At 40.8% G+C, this 20109-nt stretch carries 11 protein-coding genes; 7 read left to right on the top strand and 4 right to left on the bottom strand.

The window, feature by feature from the left end; genetic code table 11:
* Positions 1–45 precede the first annotated feature (45 nt).
* The 6 genes from OB69_RS00070 (at position 46) to OB69_RS00095 (ending at position 10286) form a co-directional block, all read left to right on the top strand.
* Positions 46–5061 carry a translocation/assembly module TamB domain-containing protein gene (locus OB69_RS00070; RefSeq protein ID WP_071426667.1) on the top strand — a complete coding sequence of 1672 codons (5016 nt, stop codon included), beginning with the start codon at positions 46–48 and terminating at the stop codon, positions 5059–5061.
* Positions 5058–7340: a translocation and assembly module lipoprotein TamL gene (gene tamL, locus OB69_RS00075; protein WP_053221645.1), complete on the top strand. Its 2283-nt coding sequence runs from the start codon at positions 5058–5060 to the stop codon at positions 7338–7340. The genes OB69_RS00070 and tamL overlap by 4 nt, the downstream gene beginning before the upstream one ends.
* A 218-nt stretch (positions 7341–7558) precedes the next feature.
* On the top strand, positions 7559–8125 hold the full coding sequence (locus tag OB69_RS00080; protein ID WP_053221646.1) for a DUF4287 domain-containing protein: 567 nt from the start codon (positions 7559–7561) through the stop codon (positions 8123–8125).
* A gap of 188 nt (positions 8126–8313) precedes the next feature.
* Complete coding sequence (locus OB69_RS00085; protein WP_053221647.1) at positions 8314–9186, top strand: pirin family protein; 873 nt, start codon at positions 8314–8316, stop codon at positions 9184–9186.
* A gap of 48 nt (positions 9187–9234) precedes the next feature.
* Complete coding sequence (locus tag OB69_RS00090) at positions 9235–9825, top strand: hypothetical protein (protein WP_053221648.1); 591 nt, start codon at positions 9235–9237, stop codon at positions 9823–9825.
* 23 nt (positions 9826–9848) lie between these two features.
* Complete coding sequence (locus tag OB69_RS00095; protein ID WP_053221649.1) at positions 9849–10286, top strand: hypothetical protein; 438 nt, start codon at positions 9849–9851, stop codon at positions 10284–10286.
* Here OB69_RS00095 and OB69_RS00100 read toward each other — a convergent pair.
* A complete protein-coding gene (locus tag OB69_RS00100; protein WP_053221650.1) occupies positions 10283–12700 on the bottom strand; it encodes an ATP-binding protein in 2418 nt (805 codons plus the stop codon). The two genes, OB69_RS00095 and OB69_RS00100, sit on opposite strands and share 4 nt — an antisense overlap.
* Before the next feature lie 132 nt (positions 12701–12832).
* Positions 12833–13756 carry a DUF4382 domain-containing protein gene (locus OB69_RS00105; RefSeq protein ID WP_053221651.1) on the bottom strand — a complete coding sequence of 308 codons (924 nt, stop codon included), beginning with the start codon at positions 13754–13756 and terminating at the stop codon, positions 12833–12835.
* Between the two features lie 302 nt (positions 13757–14058).
* Between OB69_RS00105 and mutS the strand changes: the two genes are divergently transcribed.
* On the top strand, positions 14059–16668 hold the full coding sequence (gene mutS, locus OB69_RS00110) for a DNA mismatch repair protein MutS (RefSeq protein ID WP_053221652.1): 2610 nt from the start codon (positions 14059–14061) through the stop codon (positions 16666–16668).
* Between the two features lie 215 nt (positions 16669–16883).
* Here mutS and OB69_RS00115 read toward each other — a convergent pair whose 3' ends face one another.
* Both OB69_RS00115 and OB69_RS00120 read right to left on the bottom strand, forming a co-directional pair.
* A complete protein-coding gene (locus OB69_RS00115; RefSeq protein WP_053221653.1) occupies positions 16884–18371 on the bottom strand; it encodes a M28 family peptidase in 1488 nt (495 codons plus the stop codon).
* A gap of 1 nt (position 18372) precedes the next feature.
* Positions 18373–20007, bottom strand: a complete 1635-nt coding sequence (locus tag OB69_RS00120) for a M14 family metallopeptidase (RefSeq protein WP_053221654.1) — start codon at positions 20005–20007, stop codon at positions 18373–18375.
* Positions 20008–20109: the final 102 nt, after the last annotated feature.

Consider the following 20109-nt stretch of genomic DNA (forward strand, 5'->3'; position numbering starts at 1 on the left):
CCCTATGGAGAATTATGAAGTTATTTGTAGAGGATAAAATTTACATTGAAAAGATTAATTAAGAATCGTTTTTTAAGAATACTGACCCGAGTCATCATCGGTGTGCTTATTTTTTTCGGTTTGCTGGTTCTTTTTATTCGCAGCCCTTGGGGTCAGAATATAATTGTTAATAAGGCAGTAAGCTTTATCGCTGACAAAACTGGTACCGAAGTAAGCATCGATAGGCTGTACCTTACTTTCTCGGGTAACCTTTATGTAGAAGGGCTTTATTTGGAAGATGAGCAGCAAGACACGCTTGTTTATTCTAAAGATTTAGAGCTTTCTGTAGCGCTAATTCCTTTAATCAAAGGAAATCGCATCAATGTGAAATCTGTTGACTGGGATGGATTGAAAGCCAATATTCACCGACCTGCTTCAGGTGAAAATTTTAACTACAATTTCTTAATCGAGGCTTTTGCTTCTACAGATACTACTGCAACCAACACCGCTTCTTCGGCCAGCCCAGAGGTTGAGATTGGAAAAATAAGGCTCAGCAACTTCAACATTACCTATAACGATGCGCTAATGGGCATGAAAGCCACCGCGCTTTTAGGTGAGCTCCATTTGGACGTAGACGCCTTGGACCTAGAGCAAATGATCTATGAAATTGATGAACTCTCCATTGCCGATAGTCAAATCAAATACGAACTCAGTAAAGCAACTGCGGTAGACACAGCCCAAACCAATAGCGAACAAACTGAAGGTTCTGTCCTGCCCACCCTTTCTGTAAGTGCATTAGTACTGAAAAATGTAAGCCTAGATTATAATGCAATTCCAGACCAAACTACCGCAAAACTCGATATCGGAAATTTTCGGATTGAACTGCCAACAGCCAACTTAGCAGAACAAAGAATTGTATTGGATGAATTGAGCTTAGGTAACTCCAAAGTTTTTGTAAAGCAGCTGTCAAATAATACCCAAGCTGTTCCGCAAGACTCAACTTCAACATCTGAACCTTTTGTTTTTGAATGGCCGAATTGGAACGTGGAGGTCAATGAAATATCGTTCAGTAAGAATGACATTACCTTTCAAACCATAGACAGTTTACCCGAAAATGGAGTTTTCAACCCCAATTGGCTAGTAGTCGAAAACTTTAATTTTGATGCAGATGATATTGAATACCAACCGGGCAAAGCGAATATGTCTATCAATACGTTTTCCTTTACTGAAAGAAGTGGGCTTGCACTGAATAAACTGGCTTTTGATTTGAATGTGACTGACGAATCACTCTCAATTGAATCGCTAGATTTTGCTACAACGAGAAATATGCTTTCGGGTGATTTAAGCCTGAATTATACCTCCATAACGAACTTCATCAATAACCCTGACGCAACTCAAATTACTGCCGATTTAGATGAATTTGAAATCGACTTGCTCGAAGCAGCAGTCTTTAGTCCAGAATTGGCTCAGAATGAATCCCTTCAGTCGCTTTCTAAAAGGAAAATTACTGGGCAGCTGAATGTAAATGGCAGCCTAACCGACTTACAAATTTCTGAGGCTCTGGTGAATTGGGGTAAGCAAACCGCTATCAATATTGCTGGCCGAATAACCAACCCAACAGACCCCGATCAGTTAAGGCTCGACCTGCCAACTTTAAGCGCCAAAACCACCAGAACCGACATTTCTCAAATTATAGATACCACAGGTTTAGGCTTGGGTTTACCAGAAAACATGGCCTTGGCCGGAACTTTCAAGGGCGGCCTGAATGATGCGCAAACCAACCTCATACTCAAAACCACAAGTGGAAATGTTGAGGTAAAGGGCCAATTCAGCCAAAACAAAACCATCACTTTTGATGCAATGCTTTCTGCAAAAGAACTTCAACTCAATCGATTGCTTCAGAATGAACAACTCGATACGCTCAGTTTTACAGTAGAACTAAAAGGAAGCGGAGCCAGCTTGAATGAATTAACCGCAGAGCTAAAAACAGATTTCGAACGACTAAAATACAACGGGTACGATTTTTCTAATCTGGAATTGTCAGGTAAAATCACTAACGGAAATGGAAATATCGACTTGCGTTTTAAAGACGAAAACCTAGACATGGCCATGGAAACTAAGCTAGCGCTTGATTCTGTTGCGCCAAAAATCAATACCAATTTAACTGTGAAAGGAGCCGATTTGTACGCTTTAGGTTTGAGTTCACGAAATATAAAAACTGCCTTTGTTTTAGATGCTAGCTTTGAAGGCAATGCTTCAAGTTTCGATTTAAAAACTAAACTGAATGATGGTATAGCAATTTATAACCAAGAGGCTTACACATTCGGAAGCTTCAATCTAGTGGCTAAATCAGCTGCCGATACTCTGGATATAATGATCGACAGCCAAACCATTGATGCAAAAATTGTGGCCAATAAAGGCTTAATGGAAATTCTTCCGCTATTGCAACAAGAGTTTACCCGCTACCTCGAAAATGGTGGAAATTTTTCAGCCCAAGATTCTCTTAAAACTGATGCTACCTTAAAAATGACGATGGTGGCAAGGCCAACCGCCCTAGTTTCAGAAGTGCTTTTACAAGGCTTAGAACGCATGGATACGATTGGTTTCGAATTTGATTTTGATGCAATGACTAACAAGCTTTCAGCAGAACTAATGGCGCCATACATCAATTTTCAGGGCACAGAAATCGACAGTTTGGGCTTCAAAATAAATGGAAAAGACGATTATTTAGACTTCCTTTTGGGTTGGTCACAGGTAAGTTCTGGCCCAGTTACAATTGACAAAACCAAACTGCAGGGCAAAGTAGATGCAGGTACAGTTACTTCTCGTTTCAACATTATCAGTAATCAAAAATCACTTATCAACATTAACTCAGAAGTGAACCTTACAGGCGACACCATTCAGGTACACTTTATTCCTGACACCCTAATATTCAATAGTGAACAATGGAATATTTTAGAGAGCAATCAGGTTACGCTGGCCAGTAGATACATCAACATCAATGGTTTTGAGCTTTCCAATGGGGCACAGAAGGTAACATTAAGCACAACATTGCCTGGTCATGAACAGAAACACCTAGGCGCTGTTTTTAGTAATTACCAGTTAAGCACAATCACCAGCCTTTTTAATGCCGAAAAGCCACTGGCCACTGGAATACTCAATGGTGATATTATCATGGAAAACCCCTTCAGTGGTTTTGGAGTAATTGCAGGGCTAAATATTTCAGATTTGGCGGTTATGGAAGTACCTTTCGGGCAGTTGAAATTAGAAGCAGAAGGAGCAGGGGTTGAAAAATATCAGGTTGATCTTTCGTTGAAAGGAGATAATGCAGACCTAAATCTGACGGGAAATTACACTGCTTCGGCTACCGGTGGTGATTTAAATCTCAACCTCGACTTGAACGAATTAAAAATGTCGGCCATAGAGGCTTTTTCAAATAATAGCCTTTCCCAATCGAAGGGTAGTCTCTCTGCAAAAGTAGACGTTTCTGGAAATGTGAATGAGCCAAAATATACTGGAACACTCAATTTTAAACAGGTTGGTTTTTTGGTGAATGAATTGAACGCAGGCTTTAGTATTGACAATGAACAGTTAAAGGTTGATAACTCGGGGCTATTTCTCGATAGTTTCACCATAACCGATGGCGACAATAATGACTTTGAACTGGCGGGAAAAATTTTAACCGATGACCTAGTAAACCCAACCTTCGACATAAAAGTACAGGCCAATAATTTTAGGGTCATTAATTCAGAAAAAGAAGACAGCGACCTTTTTTATGGGCAGTTAAATGTAGGGGCAGACCTCACCATTACTGGCGATTTGAACATCCCAAAAATTAGAGGAAATCTAGAAGTAATAGATGGCTCAACGCTCACATTTACGGTGCCCGAATCGCAGTTAGAGCTAAAAGAACGTGAAGGAGTAGTGCTCTTTGTCAACAGAGAAAACCCCGATGACATTTTAACAAAAGCAGACCCGAGCGAGGTTTCCGCAAACTCTGCCGTAATTGCTGGCTATGACATTGAAACCATTATTTCCATAGGCGATAATTCTGAATTCAACATTATTATTGATGAATCTACAGGTGACAATTTACGTGTAGTGGGCAATGGAGATTTCAACCTAAATATAGAACCCAACGGCAGAATTGGTCTTTCTGGTAAATATGAATTAAGTGGCGGCCATTACGAAGCCAATGTTTTCAACTTGGTAAAACGCAGGTTCGAAATTGCACCGGGCAGTAGCATTTCGTGGTCGGGCGACCCTTACGATGCCGAACTTGACGTAAGCGCGATATACAACATTAAAACATCAGTTGAACCTTTGATGGCGATAAGAACATCTGCCGAAGCTACTGGTGCCGAAGCTTCTTATCAGCAGCGGCTTCCGTTCGATGTATACATTAATGTAGATGGCGAATTGCTCAGCCCTACCATTTCCTTCAATTTAGACATGCCAGAAGAAGAAAGAGGCTCATTAAGCGGAACCGTTTACAGCCAAGTTCAACAACTGAATAGTCAAGAAGAAGAACTGAACAAGCAGGTATTTTCATTGCTAGTTTTAAATCGGTTCTTCCCAAGCTCAGGAAGTGACGGCAGCAGCGGAGGGCCTACATCAATGGCTTTAGATAATGTAAACAATGTACTTTCTGGCCAGCTTAATAATTACTCCGAAAAAATCTTTGGCAATACAGGTATCGATGTGGGTTTTAACCTGAATAGTAACGCAAATAATGGTGGGCAAATACAAACTCAACTTGGCATTACCGCCAAAAAGGAGTTTTTCAATGACCGACTGATTGTAAAAGTAGGTAGCGAAGTAGATGTAGCCGGTAGCCAAAGTGCTTCGGAAGGAGCACCAATTATTGGCAATGTGAGCTTAGAATACCTGCTAACGGAAGATAAACGATTGCGCCTCCAAGGTTTTAGTAGAAACCAATACGAAGGCGTAATTGATGGTCAATTGACGGTTTCGGGTATTGCGCTGGTGTTTACCCGCGAGTTCAATAAATTCAAAGAGCTTTTTGCCAAACAGGTAAAAGAAGAAGTAGAGAAACAGGAAAAAGAGAATAACAATAAATGAGTTTTCGTCAGTCATCGGTTCGATTAATTTTTGCATTGCTCGTGAGCCTAGTATTGTTCAGTTCTTGCAGTGTAAGGCGGTTTATTCCTACAGACGAATACTTATTGAAATCGGCTAGTGTTTCCATTAGCGCCCCTGATTCGGTGAAAAATATTGGGGGGGTTGAAGAAGAACTGGAGGGACTTTTACGGCCAGAACCCAATTCTACATTTTTGGGCATGCGCGTGGGTTTAAATGCCCATTATAAATCTCAAAGAGAAAACCCCGGCTTTATAAATAAATATTTAAACAGAAAGTTTGGCGAAGAACCGGTTTACTTATCCGATGTAGACTCTAGCCGTACCATGGACTTAATTACCAACAGGCTAGAAAACAACGGTTTTTTCAATGCCAAGGTCTCCTCTTTAACCACCACAAAAAAGAAGCTGGCCAGTATAAAATACAGCGTAGAATTAGGCCAACCCTATACTTTGGAGCGGTTTGAACTGGACTCCGCAGCTGGTACAATTTACGAGGGCATTGCACAGTCATTAAAAGAAAGCACCATTACAAAAGGTAGCCGCTTTAGCTTAGACATGATGCAGCAAGAACGCGAAAGAATAGATACCTACTTAAAAGAAAGAGGCTATTATAACTTCAATGCAGACTTCCTGATTTTCGAAGCCGACACTAACCAATACAATAGCAGGCGATTCAACCTGTTTTTAAGGTTGAAAAAAGAAGTGCCACAAAAAGCTCTATTGCCTTATAAACTCAATAAGGTTTACGTTAACCCAGATTACTCCTTTAACAACAAGGCATCGAAGGCAGACGCCTATGCCGTAAACGGAATTAACTTTATTCAAGACCCAGAGTTCTTCAAACCCAACCGAATGACTCCCTACATATTGTTTAAAGAAGACCAAGTTTATAATCCAAAAATTTCACGACTCACCAGTAGCCGCTTGTCTTCCATTGGCGCATATAAATTTGTGAATATCCGCTACGAACCCGCCTTTGAAGAAGTAACCGACCAAGACACATTAGGCTTAGATGCCAATATTTTCCTGTCTCCATTAAAAAAACGATCCGTTCGGGCAGAGTTAAAAGCAGTCACCAAATCGAATGGTTTTGCCGGCCCTGCTTTGGCGGTGGTATACAGTAATCGTAACCTTTTTAGAGGCGGAGAAACACTTAACCTATCTGGAAATTTTGGTTATGAAGTTCAATTGGGTTCAGGAGAAGCAGAAGGTTTGAGCAGTACACAATTTGGTTTAGAAACCGGGCTTGTAATTCCACGCTTACTTCTACCTTTTAATGTAAAGGACACTGTGCTTTATGCGGTGCCGAAAACCAATATTAAGCTTGGTTACGATTTATTTAGCCGCAGCGACCTCTATAATCTCAATGCGTTAAATTCCAGTTTTGGTTATAACTGGCGAAATACCCAGGCCATTTACCATGAGCTCAACCCCATAAATATCAATTATGTAAACACCTCTAACATTACTCCAGCCTTTCAAGAAATTCTCGACCGAAACAGTTTCCTTCAAAGTAGTTTTGAACAACAGTTGATTACTGGAACCACTTATAGTTTTATTTATAATCAGCTTACAGAAGGCAAAAAGAGAAACCCTATTCTGCTAGTAACCAACTTTGAGTTTGCAGGAAATGCGCTGGATTTGGTAAGCAAAGATTCCAATGGCGATGGGCAAGAAACGCTGTTCGGCATTGCATATGCGCAGTTTTTTAAGGCAGATTTAAACTTTGTATACAACTACCGCCTCAGCAGCAAACAAACCATAGTAGGACGAATTTTTGGCGGTTATGGCTTGCCTTATGGTAATTCCGAAACGCTCCCGTTCTCAAGGCAGTTTTTCTCTGGTGGTCCTTCTAGCGTAAGAGCATTTAGGTCCCGATCACTTGGGCCGGGCTCTTATGATCCTACCGTAGAAGATCAAGGCGCATTCTTCGACAGAGCTGGCGATATTCGTTTAGAAGCCAACATTGAATACCGTTTCCCTATCTACTCTTTCTTAAAAGGAGCGCTCTTTGTCGATGCTGGTAATGTTTGGCTCAATAATGAAAACGCAGCCTTGCCGGGCGGAAAATTCAGCAAAGATTTTATTAAGGAACTGGGCATTGGCTACGGTGCAGGCTTAAGGGTCGACATCCAAAACTTTGTTATCCGACTCGATTTGGCCAGCCCTTTCAGCAAACCCTATTTACCTGTCGGCCAACGCACCGGTTTCGACCTCTCTGAAATCCTCTTCAATTTTGGGATTGGTTATCCTTTTTAACAGTTTAGTAAATAATGGCTATTGTATCCGTTTATGCCTCATGACCCCCATCTGACCTTCGGTACCGATGGGCTTACCGTCAGTACCGCAGGTCGGACGGGAAAAGGCGTAAGTAAAACGGCTCATTAGCTTTAGACACTATGAGATTAAGCTTCCACAAACCCCTAATCTTTTGTATGTTTAAAAGGTAAACAGTTACATTTTTTAAAACCAACCCTATGGCAACTCCTGAAGAAATGGTGCAAACCATGATCAATAACCTTCCCGAAAAAACAGGTAAATCTTTAACCGAATGGCAGACTTTGTTGGCTGCATCTGGTCTACAGAAACACGGTGAAATCATGAAGCTGCTGAAAGGCGAACATGGGGTAACTCACGGTTTTGCTAACCTGATTGCCCAAGTTTATTTAAAACCTGAACTGCTTGAAAACAAAGTGGCCGAGAATCCAGACGAAGATTTACTCGCAGGAAAAGAGGCCATTGCAGAAGTGTACAAAAAAGCCAAAGCACTTTTCGAAAACGTGAATGGCGAAGTAGAATTTGCCTACAAGAAAACCTATATCAGTCTTCGCACGCCAAAAAAGCAGTTTGCTTTGTTACAGCCCAGCACCAAAACGAGGGTAGATATTGGTCTCAATTTAAAAGGAGTTGAACCAGAAGGAATTGTAGAAGCCGCAGGCAGTTGGAACAGCATGGTCACCCACAGAATCAAGCTTTCTTCGGTGGAAGATGTGGATGCTTCCTTGGCCACTTGGGTGCAAAAAGCCTACGATGCCAACAGCTAATGAATAAGTTTTTGGTTCGTTGTATCCGTTTTAGCAGCAGAGAAACCCTCCAAAAGTTGTTATAATTAGATCTTCCGTGGTAAATTATTTCATCTAATGTTGAAACGAGAACTTTTGGAGGGTTCTGTCAATCGAGACTGTCCCAAAAAATAACCACGATTTTATTTCAAACCCGAAAACAGCAAACCATGTCGAACCAAGGTTTAATTATTGAAGAACGCAGCCGAGATATTGGCGATTTTATTGTAGGCCGACTGATTCCGTTTAGGAAAAAGCGTATGGTGGGTCCGTTCATCTTTATCGACCATATGGGGCCTGTCACAATTAAGCCCGGCCATTATATGGACGTTGGGCAACATCCACACATTGGCCTTTCTACCCTCACCTATTTACTGGAAGGCGAGATTACTCACCGCGATACCTTGGGCACTGAGCAATTGGTTACTCCCGGTTCTGTAGGTTGGATGACCGCTGGAAAAGGCATTGTACATACCGAACGCACACCCCAAAACAGACGAGACGGCAGCGAATTTACCGCCCACGGTTATCAAATCTGGGTCGCTCTTCCGAAAGAATTAGAGTTTATGGAACCACAGTTTTCTTATACTCCAAAAGAAGATTTACCTACCTGGGAAGAAAACGGTTTGCAATTTAAGCTAGTAGCTGGCCAAGGTTTTGGACATCAATCGCCTGTGCCCGTTCATTCCGAATTGTTTATGGTAGAAGTAAAATCTACTGCCGAAGCCCTACTTAATATTGATGGCCAACTTTCTGGTGAAATCGGAATTTGTATTGTGGAAGGGCATATTATGGCTTGCGATGAGCGCGTAAACCAAGGTAATATGTTGGTGTCGAAAGAAGAAGATCTTTGCAAAATTACGCTTGGAGAAAACACACATTTATTGATTTTTGGCGGGCAGCCTTTTCCGGAAGAAAGGCATATTTACTGGAATTTTGTAGCCTCAGAAAAGGCCACACTTGAAGCCGCCAAAGAACGCTGGAAAGCCAAAGCCTTTGATATGGTGCCCGGTGAAACTGGCTATATTCCGTTGCCGGGTTAAGAAAGATAATTTGCTTACTTAGCCTACCCCTTTATAAAGAGAAACCTTATGTTCGAAGCCAAAGTAAAAGGAAAATCTGACCAAGAACTGGAAGAGATTGTCAACCATCCGAAAGATTATCAACCCGAATTTCTAAGCGCAGCAATAGAAGAAATTAAAAGTAGAGGGGTTAAAATTGACACTTCGAAAACTGAATTCGTTATAGCTGAAGAACAGCAAGCCAAGGTTGATTCAGCCCAAAGATGGAAGACTCCTGAAAACCTTCATCCAAAGATACGGCTGGCTTCAAACCTTATATTCGCTTCTTTAATCCTTGGGATAATCCGTGTATTCTTCGCACAATCATCTGTCAATATAAATGGGCTTTCTGATGATGGACTATTTAGTGGTCTCGTTGTTATTGCTTTAGCATACGCCATTAGGCTAGGTATCTCATGGATAAGGGTAGTTTTACTCGTTTTTATGATCTTTGGCCTTCTTTTAGAAGTTTTCTTCTTGCCTTTCTACATTGACCATGCTCCAATTGCTGGTGTTTTAGAACTCTTACAAACACTAGTTCAAGTGTACGCTTTGGTTCTTCTTTTCCAAAAACCAGCAAGACAGTGGTACAAAGAGAATCAAGGTTCGTTTTCAAGTTAGACCGTTTATCTCGATATTGAAATATGCCCACCTACGACTCCCTTATTTCTCGCCTTCAGGACAAGCTCCAAGATGAAAAGCACTTGACTTGCCATAAAATCATTAGGCAGTTTATTCATCTTTTTGAGCAGTTGAAAACACGCGAAATTCCGATTGTAGCACTTGGTGAGCCGATAGATAGACTTGACCGTTTTCTGGAAATAGAACCCTTACGTTTTGGGCAACTAAGAACACTCAAGGGTAATATTCATGGTGTATTGAAGAAGAAATTCGAAATACTACCTCCGCATTTCTATAGAGGTCAATGGATGTCGTTAGGCATGTTGATTTTTGGAATACCATTGGGAACCGCATTAGACAATATTGCTTTTATGGGAATAGGCATTCCTATTGGGCTTGCTATTGGTGTTGCGAAAGACAAAAAAGCCCAAGAAGAAGGTAAAATGCTAACAGATATTTAGTCCTTCAAAGCTTCTTTAATTCCATTATAAATTGTTTCTATTTCGGCAATACGAATGCTGAGCTCATCAAAGGTTTCTTTATCGGCTTTGGCTTGTAATGTTTCTAAAGCTTTTACTAAATCAGTAGCGCTTAAGTGACGCGCTGGAGGAAGCATTTTATGGGCTTCGTTTTTAAGGCTTTCTCTAATTTTAAGCTGAATCGCTTTCTTTAAATTCTCTATACTTCTGGCAGAACTCGACTTAAAAATGGACACCATTTCTTTTACAAAATCGTCATCGCCCATTTCGCGCAAGCCAGAGAGATCAAACTTGGCTACTGCTTTTACCATTTTAGGGGCCGATGAACTCTTCATTTTGGTTTTCATCGTTTCTACACGAATCATTTCGAGCAAAGCATTTTCATCAAATGGTTTTCTCAATACTCGATTAAAACCAGAAGCCAAGCTCTCTTTCATTTCTTGCTCAGAAACAGTAGCGGTAAGGGCAATCATTGGGATTTGACTGTTCTTTCCTTTTCCGGCCCGAACTTTCCTTACTACCTCTAAGCCGCTAAGCCCTGGCATTTTAACGTCTAAAATGGCAATATCAAACACCTGGGTTTCAAGTGCTGCAAGAGCTTCGGTTCCATTATGTGTCTGTACCATTTTTATATCGTGAGTTTTAAAAATGGTTTCTAAAAGTTTTAGGTTGAAGGGCTCGTCATCGGCCACTAGAACTGTAATTCCTGATAAATGAATTAGGTTTTCATCTTTCGATTTTACCTCTTCTTTTAAACTTTGGCTAAGTGTAAAAGGCAAAATTAGAATCATTTCTGTGCCTTGGTCGGGCTCGCTTTCGATTAAAAATTCACCCTCATGTAGTTTTACCAACATGGCAGAAATGGCCAAGCCAAGTCCGGTTCCTTTGGCTTCATCGGCTACTGTGGCTTGTTCAAACTCTTCAAAAATTTTGGCTTGTTTGTTCTTTGGAATACCCACACCACTATCTTTCACCACAATTCGTAAACTCACTTTTTCTGCTGACTTAGACTCGACAGAAGCACTCAGTTCGACATAGCCTTTTGGGGTAAACTTAATAGCGTTATGCAAAAGGTTAAGTATTATTTGACGTAACCTGTGCTCATCTCCTATTACATAATTCGGAATGCCATCGAAAGACGTTTTCAATTTCAAACCCTTTTCATCGGCCATTTCCTCAAAAATACGCATGGTATCGTTGAGCAATAATTTAAGGTCGAAGGCTTCTTTATTCAGCTTTACCTTATTGGCGTGAAGTTTAGAAAAGTCAAGAATGTCGTTGAGTAAATGCAGCAGGTGATCGGAAGAACTTTTAATTATTTCTAATTGGTCTTTTTGTTCTCCTGGGGCTGTAGTTTTCAATAACTGATTAGTGAAACCCGAAATGGCATTCATGGGCGTGCGGATTTCATGACTCATATTGGCCAAAAATTTCTCTTTAGCATCAGCCAGTTCTTCTGCGTTCTTTTTGGCTTCGCGAAGCACTGCTTGGTATTTTCTATTTCTACCTACATAATTCAACTGGCTGATTAATGTAATAAGCAAAAGCGCGCTTGATAATGCTGAAAAAATAACCACTTCGCGGTTGGTGTCATTGGCTAAGCCTTGAATATCTTTTACATGATCTCTACCCTCTTCAAGTTCATGTGATTCAAGCGCATTAATTACATCTATAATTTTACTCTGAAATACCTGAGACTCCTTTTCGAGTGTAGAAAGCTGATAACGCAATTCAGACCCTTTTTCCTTACTCTCTTCTTTAGCTTTGGCCAGTTCTGACATAATTTCGGTTTGGAGAATCTCTGATTGAGTTGGTGCTACGGTGGTGTCTGCTTTTATTTTATTCTCTTTTTTTCTAAACAAATTTGCGACCTTTGTCCCAAAACCAATTTTTCTTGTGGCTTCCTTCACTGTATCCGCCTCAGATATTGCCTTTGGTAAGGCCTCAATTTTCTGCGTTAAATCTTCCAAAGTATTTTCAAGCAAATCCGAATTAATGGCCGTCAATTTGGTCTGTACTTTGGCCCGTTCTTTTATCAAAAAGGAAAGGGAATCGCAGAGGGCGATCATTTCATCTTTTGTATAATTTGCTTTAAGTGAGTCAATCAAGTACTGGCTGTTGTCTAAAGAGGCATTAAAATTTCGGATATAATCGGGTTTGGAATTATTTCGATAAGCATCAATTTGAGTTTCCATCTCGTTCACGTAGAAGGATACATCCTTCAAAATCAATAGATTATAGTTTTGCTCTGCATTTTGCTGCAGCTCACTCACCATGTTATTCAATCTTTGATAGGCCTTATAGCCTGCCACCGAAATAACTACGGTAAGCACGATCAAAGCCAGATTTACAATCCATGCTAATGTGAGTCTGTTATTGAGTTTGAAGCGGGTCATTTATGGCCTAACGTTGAAAAAATAAAATATTGAAAATTACTTTCTCAATATACGCTAGATAACCTTTCGGTAGACAATATGTTCAACTCAAAAAAGCGAAAGGCACCCAATTGGATGCCTTTCAAGAATCAATTATTGAAATAAGTTGATGAGTAGGTTGGTTACTACTTTTGCTTCTACTTCAACAACTGATGTGGTTTCACCATCTATTGAAACTTGAACTTGAGTGGCTGATTCAAAGTTTAATTCACCACCTAAAAGTTGATCTCTTTTATAAGAGGCTACAATTAGCTCATAATCTCCTTCTGGCATAAAGGCCAAGGTAAAGTTTCCGCTTGCATCTGCTACAGCACTATTTACTGAATTCTCAAATCTTGAATTTCCATCAGTCGGCTCGTCCATTTCAGAGTCTTCAAAAGTACCTTCCAAGTAAGCATAAACTACTACTTTATCAGCATCATCCATATTGTCTTCATCAACGGTTCCTTGAATCATACCGGTAGCCGATTTAGTAATCAATCTTGCAGTAGGTCTTAAATTAAACTCACCATTACCTCTCTTAACAAGGGCTTTTCTCAAATCTACATCAAGAACAAGTTCAGTCATACCGTTGGCCATAATTTCAAAATCACCCATAATTTTGTAGCCTGATGTTGATCCGCTTGGAACATTAATTTCATCGGTAGAACCATTAAGATACTTCACGTAAGCTTGGTTAGAAGAAGTCAAAATCAAACGAATTTCATCGTAAGCGCCCGCTTCCAATTCTGTTTCACCCAAAATATAGGTTTCACCATTTTGGTAATCCATCAGGTTAAACTCTTTTGGAGTTTCAAACATGATTGAATTCTGAATTTGACCATTGGCCATAAATTGAGCTTCATTTACCGACAAGAAAACGCCAGTGATATTCTCTGCATCCACTGCAGCATCGGTTGCTTCTAGCCTAGCGGTTCCTGTTCCGTCAAGCTCATTTGAATTGTCGTCATCGCAACTCGTAAACATTAATGTTGGAATGATTAGTAGTGTTGCAGCTAGTGATTTTAGATATTTCATAATTTTCAGTTTTAATTTAGAATTTAACTTTTGGCCAATAGGCGAACATGATGCCGATCGTGCCAACGCTCTCTAAATGGACTATTATGGGCTTTTTGAAAATTACAGCTCGCTTTACTTTTTCATTTTGAAAAGAAGTCTGTCATTTTGAAAATGAAATTCCGAAAACTATATTTTTCGTTTCTCTAGGGCTTGTCGAGTAATCCAATAAGCCCTCTATTTCCGGACTTTTATAAATAGGAAATTGAAAGCGCAGTGGATTTTTCTATTTTTGAAGAAGGACAAATAATCAGATTCAATTTATGGCGAAGGCAAAGGCAGAAGTGAAGGAAACCCCGTTGATGAAGCAGTACAATGCCATCAAAGCCAAACACCCTGGGGCGCTGTTGCTTTTTAGGGTAGGCGATTTCTACGAAACCTTTGGCGAAGATGCTATTAAAGCCAGCAAGGTGCTTGATATTGTGCTCACCAAACGCGCCAATGGCTCTGCCAGCCATATTGAATTGGCCGGTTTTCCGCATCATTCCTTAGATAACTACCTGCCTAAATTAGTACGGGCTGGAAACAGAGTTGCCATTTGCGATCAGCTGGAAGACCCTAAATCGGTAAAAGGAATTGTAAAACGCGGGGTGACTGAATTGGTGACTCCTGGCCTTTCCTTTAACGACAACGTGCTCGATAAAAAGCGAAACAACTACTTGGCTTCGCTCTTCTTCGATAAAGACCAAGTGGGCATTTCCTTTCTCGACCTTTCTACGGGTGAGTTTTTAACTGCCCAAGGTTCTAAAGAATATATAGACAAGCTCGTGCAGAGTTTAAATCCTTCGGAATTCATTTTTTGTAAATCGAACCGAGAGGTTTTCTACGATCGCTTTAAAGAATCGCACAATACCTATCATTTAGATGACTGGGTATATGCCTATGATTATGCTTACGAAAAGCTGACCAATCATTTTGAAACCGCCAACCTCAAAGGTTATGGTATAGAAAGCCTTGGCTTGGGCATTATTGCGTCAGGTGCTATTCTTCATTATTTGGAAGAAACGGAACATAAAGAAGTAAAGCACATTGCTTCTATCAGCAGAATTGAAGAAGATAAATACGTTTGGCTCGATAAATTCACCATTCGAAATCTAGAATTGGTTTACCCGCAACAAGAAGGCGGAGTACCCTTAATTAATATTCTAGACCATACCTATACTCCAATGGGTAGCCGTTTAATGAAACGCTGGATGGTGCTTCCGCTAAAGGAAAAAAGCAGAATTGAAGAGCGCCTTTCTATTGTAGATGCCTTTGCAGAAAACACCGAACTGCGCGATGAGATTTCTGCCCACCTTAAGCAAATTGGTGATTTGGAACGGTTGATTTCTAAAGTAGCCGTGGGCAGAATTAACCCACGCGAAATGAATCAGCTGCGCAAAGCTTTGGAGAATATTCGGCCAATTCAGGGCTATGCGGCCAATGCGCCACACAAGGCATTACAAGCTTTGGCAGATCAACTAAACCCTTGCGACAAACTCTTAGAACGCATTCAAGAGCAGTTAAAAGAAGAGGCTCCTATGCTAGTGCACCAAGGTAATTTTGTGCAAGATGGCGTAGATGAAGAGCTTGATGAGCTTCGGAAAATATCGCATTCTGGAAAAGATTATTTGCTGCAAATTCAGCAGCGAGAAACAGAACGCACAGGCATTACTTCGCTAAAAATTGCCTACAATAAAGTGTTTGGTTATTACTTAGAAGTGACCAATTCGCATAAAGACAAAGTGCCTGCGGAGTGGATCAGAAAGCAAACCTTGGTGAATGCTGAGCGCTATATTACCGAAGAGCTAAAAACCTACGAGGACAAAATCTTAACTGCCGAAGATAAGATTCAAGCCATTGAGCATCAGATTTTTCTCGACTTGGTTTCATTTGCGGCTGAATACACTGCTCAAGTACAGCAAAATGCCAAGGTGGTAGGTATGTTAGATTGCCTCATTTCTTTTGCCACCGTAGCCGAGATTAACCATTATTGCCGTCCGCAAATCAATGACAAAATGATCATTGATATTCAGGAAGGCCGCCATCCTGTGATTGAAAAGCAATTGCCTGTGGGCGAAAGTTATGTGCCCAATGATGTATTCTTAGACGATCATACACATCAAATTCTAATTATTACCGGGCCCAACATGGCGGGTAAGTCTGCGCTCTTGCGTCAAACCGCTCTGATTGTGTTGATGGCGCAAATGGGTTGCTATGTGCCAGCCAAAGCCGCTATTTTAGGCATTACCGATAAAGTATTTACGAGAGTAGGCGCTAGCGATAACCTTTCTAAAGGCGAGTCTACCTTTATGGTAGAAATGACCGAAACGGCAAGTATACTTAACAATTTGAGCGACCGAAGCTTGGTGCTGATGGACGAAATTGGCCGAGGTACAAGTACTTACGATGGAATTTCCATTGCTTGGTCCATTGTGGAATACTTGCACAACCACGACAAATTCAAACCAAAAACACTTTTTGCTACGCATTACCACGAACTAAATCAGTTGCAAGAAGACTTCCCAGCGATTAAGAATTTCAATGTTTCGGTGAAGGAAGTGGGCAACAAGGTAATTTTTATGCGCAAGCTTAAAGAAGGCGGTAGCGAACACAGTTTTGGTATTCACGTGGCGCAAATGGCGGGTATGCCAAATCCAGTTGTCATTCGCGCAGCGGAAATTATGCACCATTTGGAAAAGGATAAAATCCGCAACCAAACGGACGACAAGATCAAGGATATGCCGAAAAACAACTTTCAGCTGAACCTCTTCGAGGCCGATCCGACTTTTAATGAAATCAAGGAAATTCTTGAGACGCTAGACATCAACACCATTTCGCCAGTAGAAGCATTGCTAAAGCTAAATGAGATTAAAGGGAAGTTGAAGAAGTAGAAATCAATACTCCGTCATTCTGAGGGAGAGTATTTCGCGTTAGAGAAATACTCAACCGAAAACTCCGAAGCCTCGGAGTGTCTGACCTTTGCACTATCTCTCCGAACAGACAGACTCTCACGGTTTCGTTTTACAAACTCAACCTCAGCGTGACGGTTAATAAACCAAAAAAGCCCTCTTTCAAGGGCTTTTCTAATCATTAAGTTTGGTAAAGGCTAGTCCTTTCCATAAAGTGCTTTTCCTGTTTCGTAGTATTTATCACTTTCAATCCAGAACGGGGTTTCATCTGCATTTCCGATAAGGCGCGAAGCCAATACGTAACTGCTGAAGAACTTAAATAGATAGTCGTAATCTACGGTTTCAGGGTTGTCTCCTGGCTTGTGATAGTATTTGGTTACATCTCCATCAAAAGCACGGAAGCCCAAGCTATATGTAGGTGCTGGAATTCCTTTTCGGGCAAAGCTCACATTATCCGATCTATCGAATAGGCCTTGCTCACCCGCAGGATCATCAATAGCGGTTAAACCATAAGCCGTGTTGGCATCTTTTATCAATTGCGGTACTACGGTAAATCTTTCTAAGCCAATTACAGTAGAAACAGTAGTGTCGTTATAGCCAGCGTTATCGCTATTCCAGCAGAAAACAATTTCGTTAAGCGGAATAATTGGGTTATCGGCCATCCAGCGACTTCCGATCAGACCTTTCTCTTCGCCTGTGTACAACACAAAAAGCGCAGATCTTCTCATTGGGTATTTCCCGATGTTCTCTGCCGCAGAAAGCACCGTTACTGTTCCAATCGCGTTATCGCGAGTTCCGTTGTAAATTGAGTCTCCTGTTTCGTCTGGTCTTCCAATGCCTACGTGATCGTAGTGTGCAGAGAACATAATGAACTCATCTTTTAACTCAGGATCAGTGCCCTCAATCATGGCCAACACATTTTTGTCTTTGGTTAGCTCATTCACCATTCCCTTGATTTCAATATTCGCTCTTTTGATGCTGCGCGTCATCATAAACTTTTGGGTAGAATTGTCAGCATCCTTCAACCAAAGCTGAGGAATAATTCTTCCTTCATCACCATCAGGGTCGATACTCAAGCTAGTGCTTCTGAAACGGGCTCCTACTTGTTCGAACGAAGTAGGAAGGTTATAGAATTCTACGATTCCAGCGGCTCCATTTTCTAAAGCCAATTGGTATTTCTGACGGCTGAACTGAAGAATTTGACGTGTGTCGGTTGCTTCTCCATCACCAATTTTGGCAAATACTATTTTGCCCTCTACATCCTTTCCTTCATAATCGGCTGCCAATGCATAATTGAGAAAAACGATTTCACCTTCCACTTTTTCGCTTTGGCCTTCTAATACTAAAAGGTTGGTTCCTAGTTCAAAATTCTTTCCCGAGAAATCTAAAGTAGCAGACTCCGCTGGGCTTTTCTTTCTAATTGGTACAGCCTGAAAATAACCATCGGCACCGGGCACAGGTTTAGCGCCATAAGCTTTCAACTGATCAGCAATGTAATCTGCTGCTTTTAAAATTTCTGGTGAGCCGGTATCGCGGCCTTTCATTTCATCAGAAGCCAAGTAGTAAATGTGCTCCTTGATGGTTTCTTTGTTTACCGTGTTATCTGTTTTTTCTTTGTCAGTAAGAGGACTGCAGGCGCTACCAATAAACAGCAACAAGCCTGAAAAAAGGAGTGTCTTTTTCATATTACTTCAATTCAAAATATTTAAAAACAGGGTATTCAACAGCTTTTTGATCAATGCCATTCTTTTGGAAATACTCATCGAAGAAATTCCAAGTTACTAACCCATCATCTGATTCTGGTTCTAACATATAGAAAATAAGATTTGCCAAAGGCTGAGCTAAGTCTACCCAATAATCGCCTTTACCAAATTTCTTAGTGGTGCTTTCGAAGGCTCCTTCAATGGTGGCCATGTTGTGCTTTTCGAAAGGCCTTTGTGCTAGCGCTAATTTTGTCGCTTTATATGCCTGCCCTGTTGCTCTCACATTCTTTTCAAGCTTAGTAACCTTCACCCCGTTTTTCATTAAGTGCTCGGCAATGTTGGCAAACTCGGCTGGAATAATGTAGCCTTTTGGTAAAATAGCAGTAACTGTTGGAGTAAACGCACTGTAATTCACTACGTCAGGCAACTCAACAATTTCTGGCTTTCTTAAATAGCGTTTTCCAGGTCGGTTGCCTTCTGTTTCATCATACACCAAATAATTGTATGCTCGGTAAGCAGGAATTTTTTCTTCTAACGGTGTCATTTCAAACCTTACTCCTTTGCTTACTTTTCCACCTTGTTCTTTCACTAATTGAATGGCTGCGGCTTCTGCTTGCGCATTTACCTTCAACATTTCCTTTCCATTCTTATTGGTGAACTCCAAAATCTCTCTAATAAATACATAGGTAGAATTGATACGCTGATACAAACGCTCATGAGCGAAAGCTTCACTCAAAATTGCCATTCTATTTCTTAAACCAAACTGGTTTACCAAATAGCGTGGGTGATGATTATAGGTGCTAATAGACTTAATCGGCCAGCCTTCTCTCTGTGGGTAGAAGTAACCATAAGGGCCTAAATGTATTTCATCTTTTTTCTTTACCTGTGAGGTAACCTCAGGAAGAATTCTATCCCACGTAAAATCGTAAGGTGCTTTTTCGCCAGCGGTGTGGTAGCTAGGTGCCCAAGTAAGTGAATACCCATGCCAAACACCGTTAGTGGTGTGTAGGTCTACGAAAAGCGCAGGATCCCAAGGCACAATGATATTTTGAATAAGTCCGTTGGTTTCTAAGGCTTCTTGTTTGATGCCATCACGGTTCAAATCCCAGCCTTGGCTATTTTCTCTAATTCCTACTTCTTTTGGGCTGTCTTCTTGCGAAGGTCTACGGCCAGCTTCCATTTTATCGTTAGAATCGGTATTGTAGATAGGTGCAAAAAGGATGATTTGATTGTCCAAAAGATATCCCTTGTCTCCGTGAAGGATTTCGCGAAGCATTACCTGCACCGCTTCTTTTCCTTCTACTTCACCCGAGTGAATATTTCCTTGGATATAAATGATGGGCTTGCCACTTGCTTTTGCTTCAGCTGGCGTGCTCACTTTTGGGTTTGCCAACACCAATACAGGAATGTCTTTTCCTTCTAAACTCTTACCCATAGAAATACGGGTTACCTTATTGCTTCCTTTACTCACGGCATCTATAAATGCCATTACATCGGCATAGCTAGAGGTTTTCTCGTAGTTTGAAAGTTCTGGTGTGGTTAATAATGCTTTTGGTAGGTCTTGCGCAGTTACTGAAAAGGCAAAACAGCTTAAGATCAAAAGATAAAAAAGTCTCATAATTATCAATTTAGGGTCGGTGAAATTACCAAAAACAAGTAGATGTTTTGCTATGTTCAAATTGCTTTTATTTCGCTTTTATATAGGCGGTACTGCCTTTAA

It is taken from the genome of Roseivirga seohaensis subsp. aquiponti, from assembly GCF_001267955.1.
Classification (GTDB): Bacteria; Bacteroidota; Bacteroidia; order Cytophagales; family Cyclobacteriaceae; genus Roseivirga; species Roseivirga seohaensis.

Coding starts and splice junctions, on each gene's coding strand:
- tamL (WP_053221645.1), top strand. CDS start 5,058: ATGAGTTTTCGTCAGTCATCGGTTCGATTAATTTTTGCATTGCTCGTG.
- OB69_RS00080 (WP_053221646.1), top strand. CDS start 7,559: ATGGCAACTCCTGAAGAAATGGTGCAAACCATGATCAATAACCTTCCC.
- OB69_RS00085 (WP_053221647.1), top strand. CDS start 8,314: ATGTCGAACCAAGGTTTAATTATTGAAGAACGCAGCCGAGATATTGGC.
- OB69_RS00090 (WP_053221648.1), top strand. CDS start 9,235: ATGTTCGAAGCCAAAGTAAAAGGAAAATCTGACCAAGAACTGGAAGAG.
- OB69_RS00095 (WP_053221649.1), top strand. CDS start 9,849: ATGCCCACCTACGACTCCCTTATTTCTCGCCTTCAGGACAAGCTCCAA.
- OB69_RS00100 (WP_053221650.1), bottom strand. CDS start 12,700: ATGACCCGCTTCAAACTCAATAACAGACTCACATTAGCATGGATTGTA.
- OB69_RS00105 (WP_053221651.1), bottom strand. CDS start 13,756: ATGAAATATCTAAAATCACTAGCTGCAACACTACTAATCATTCCAACA.
- mutS (WP_053221652.1), top strand. CDS start 14,059: ATGGCGAAGGCAAAGGCAGAAGTGAAGGAAACCCCGTTGATGAAGCAG.
- OB69_RS00115 (WP_053221653.1), bottom strand. CDS start 18,371: ATGAAAAAGACACTCCTTTTTTCAGGCTTGTTGCTGTTTATTGGTAGC.
- OB69_RS00120 (WP_053221654.1), bottom strand. CDS start 20,007: ATGAGACTTTTTTATCTTTTGATCTTAAGCTGTTTTGCCTTTTCAGTA.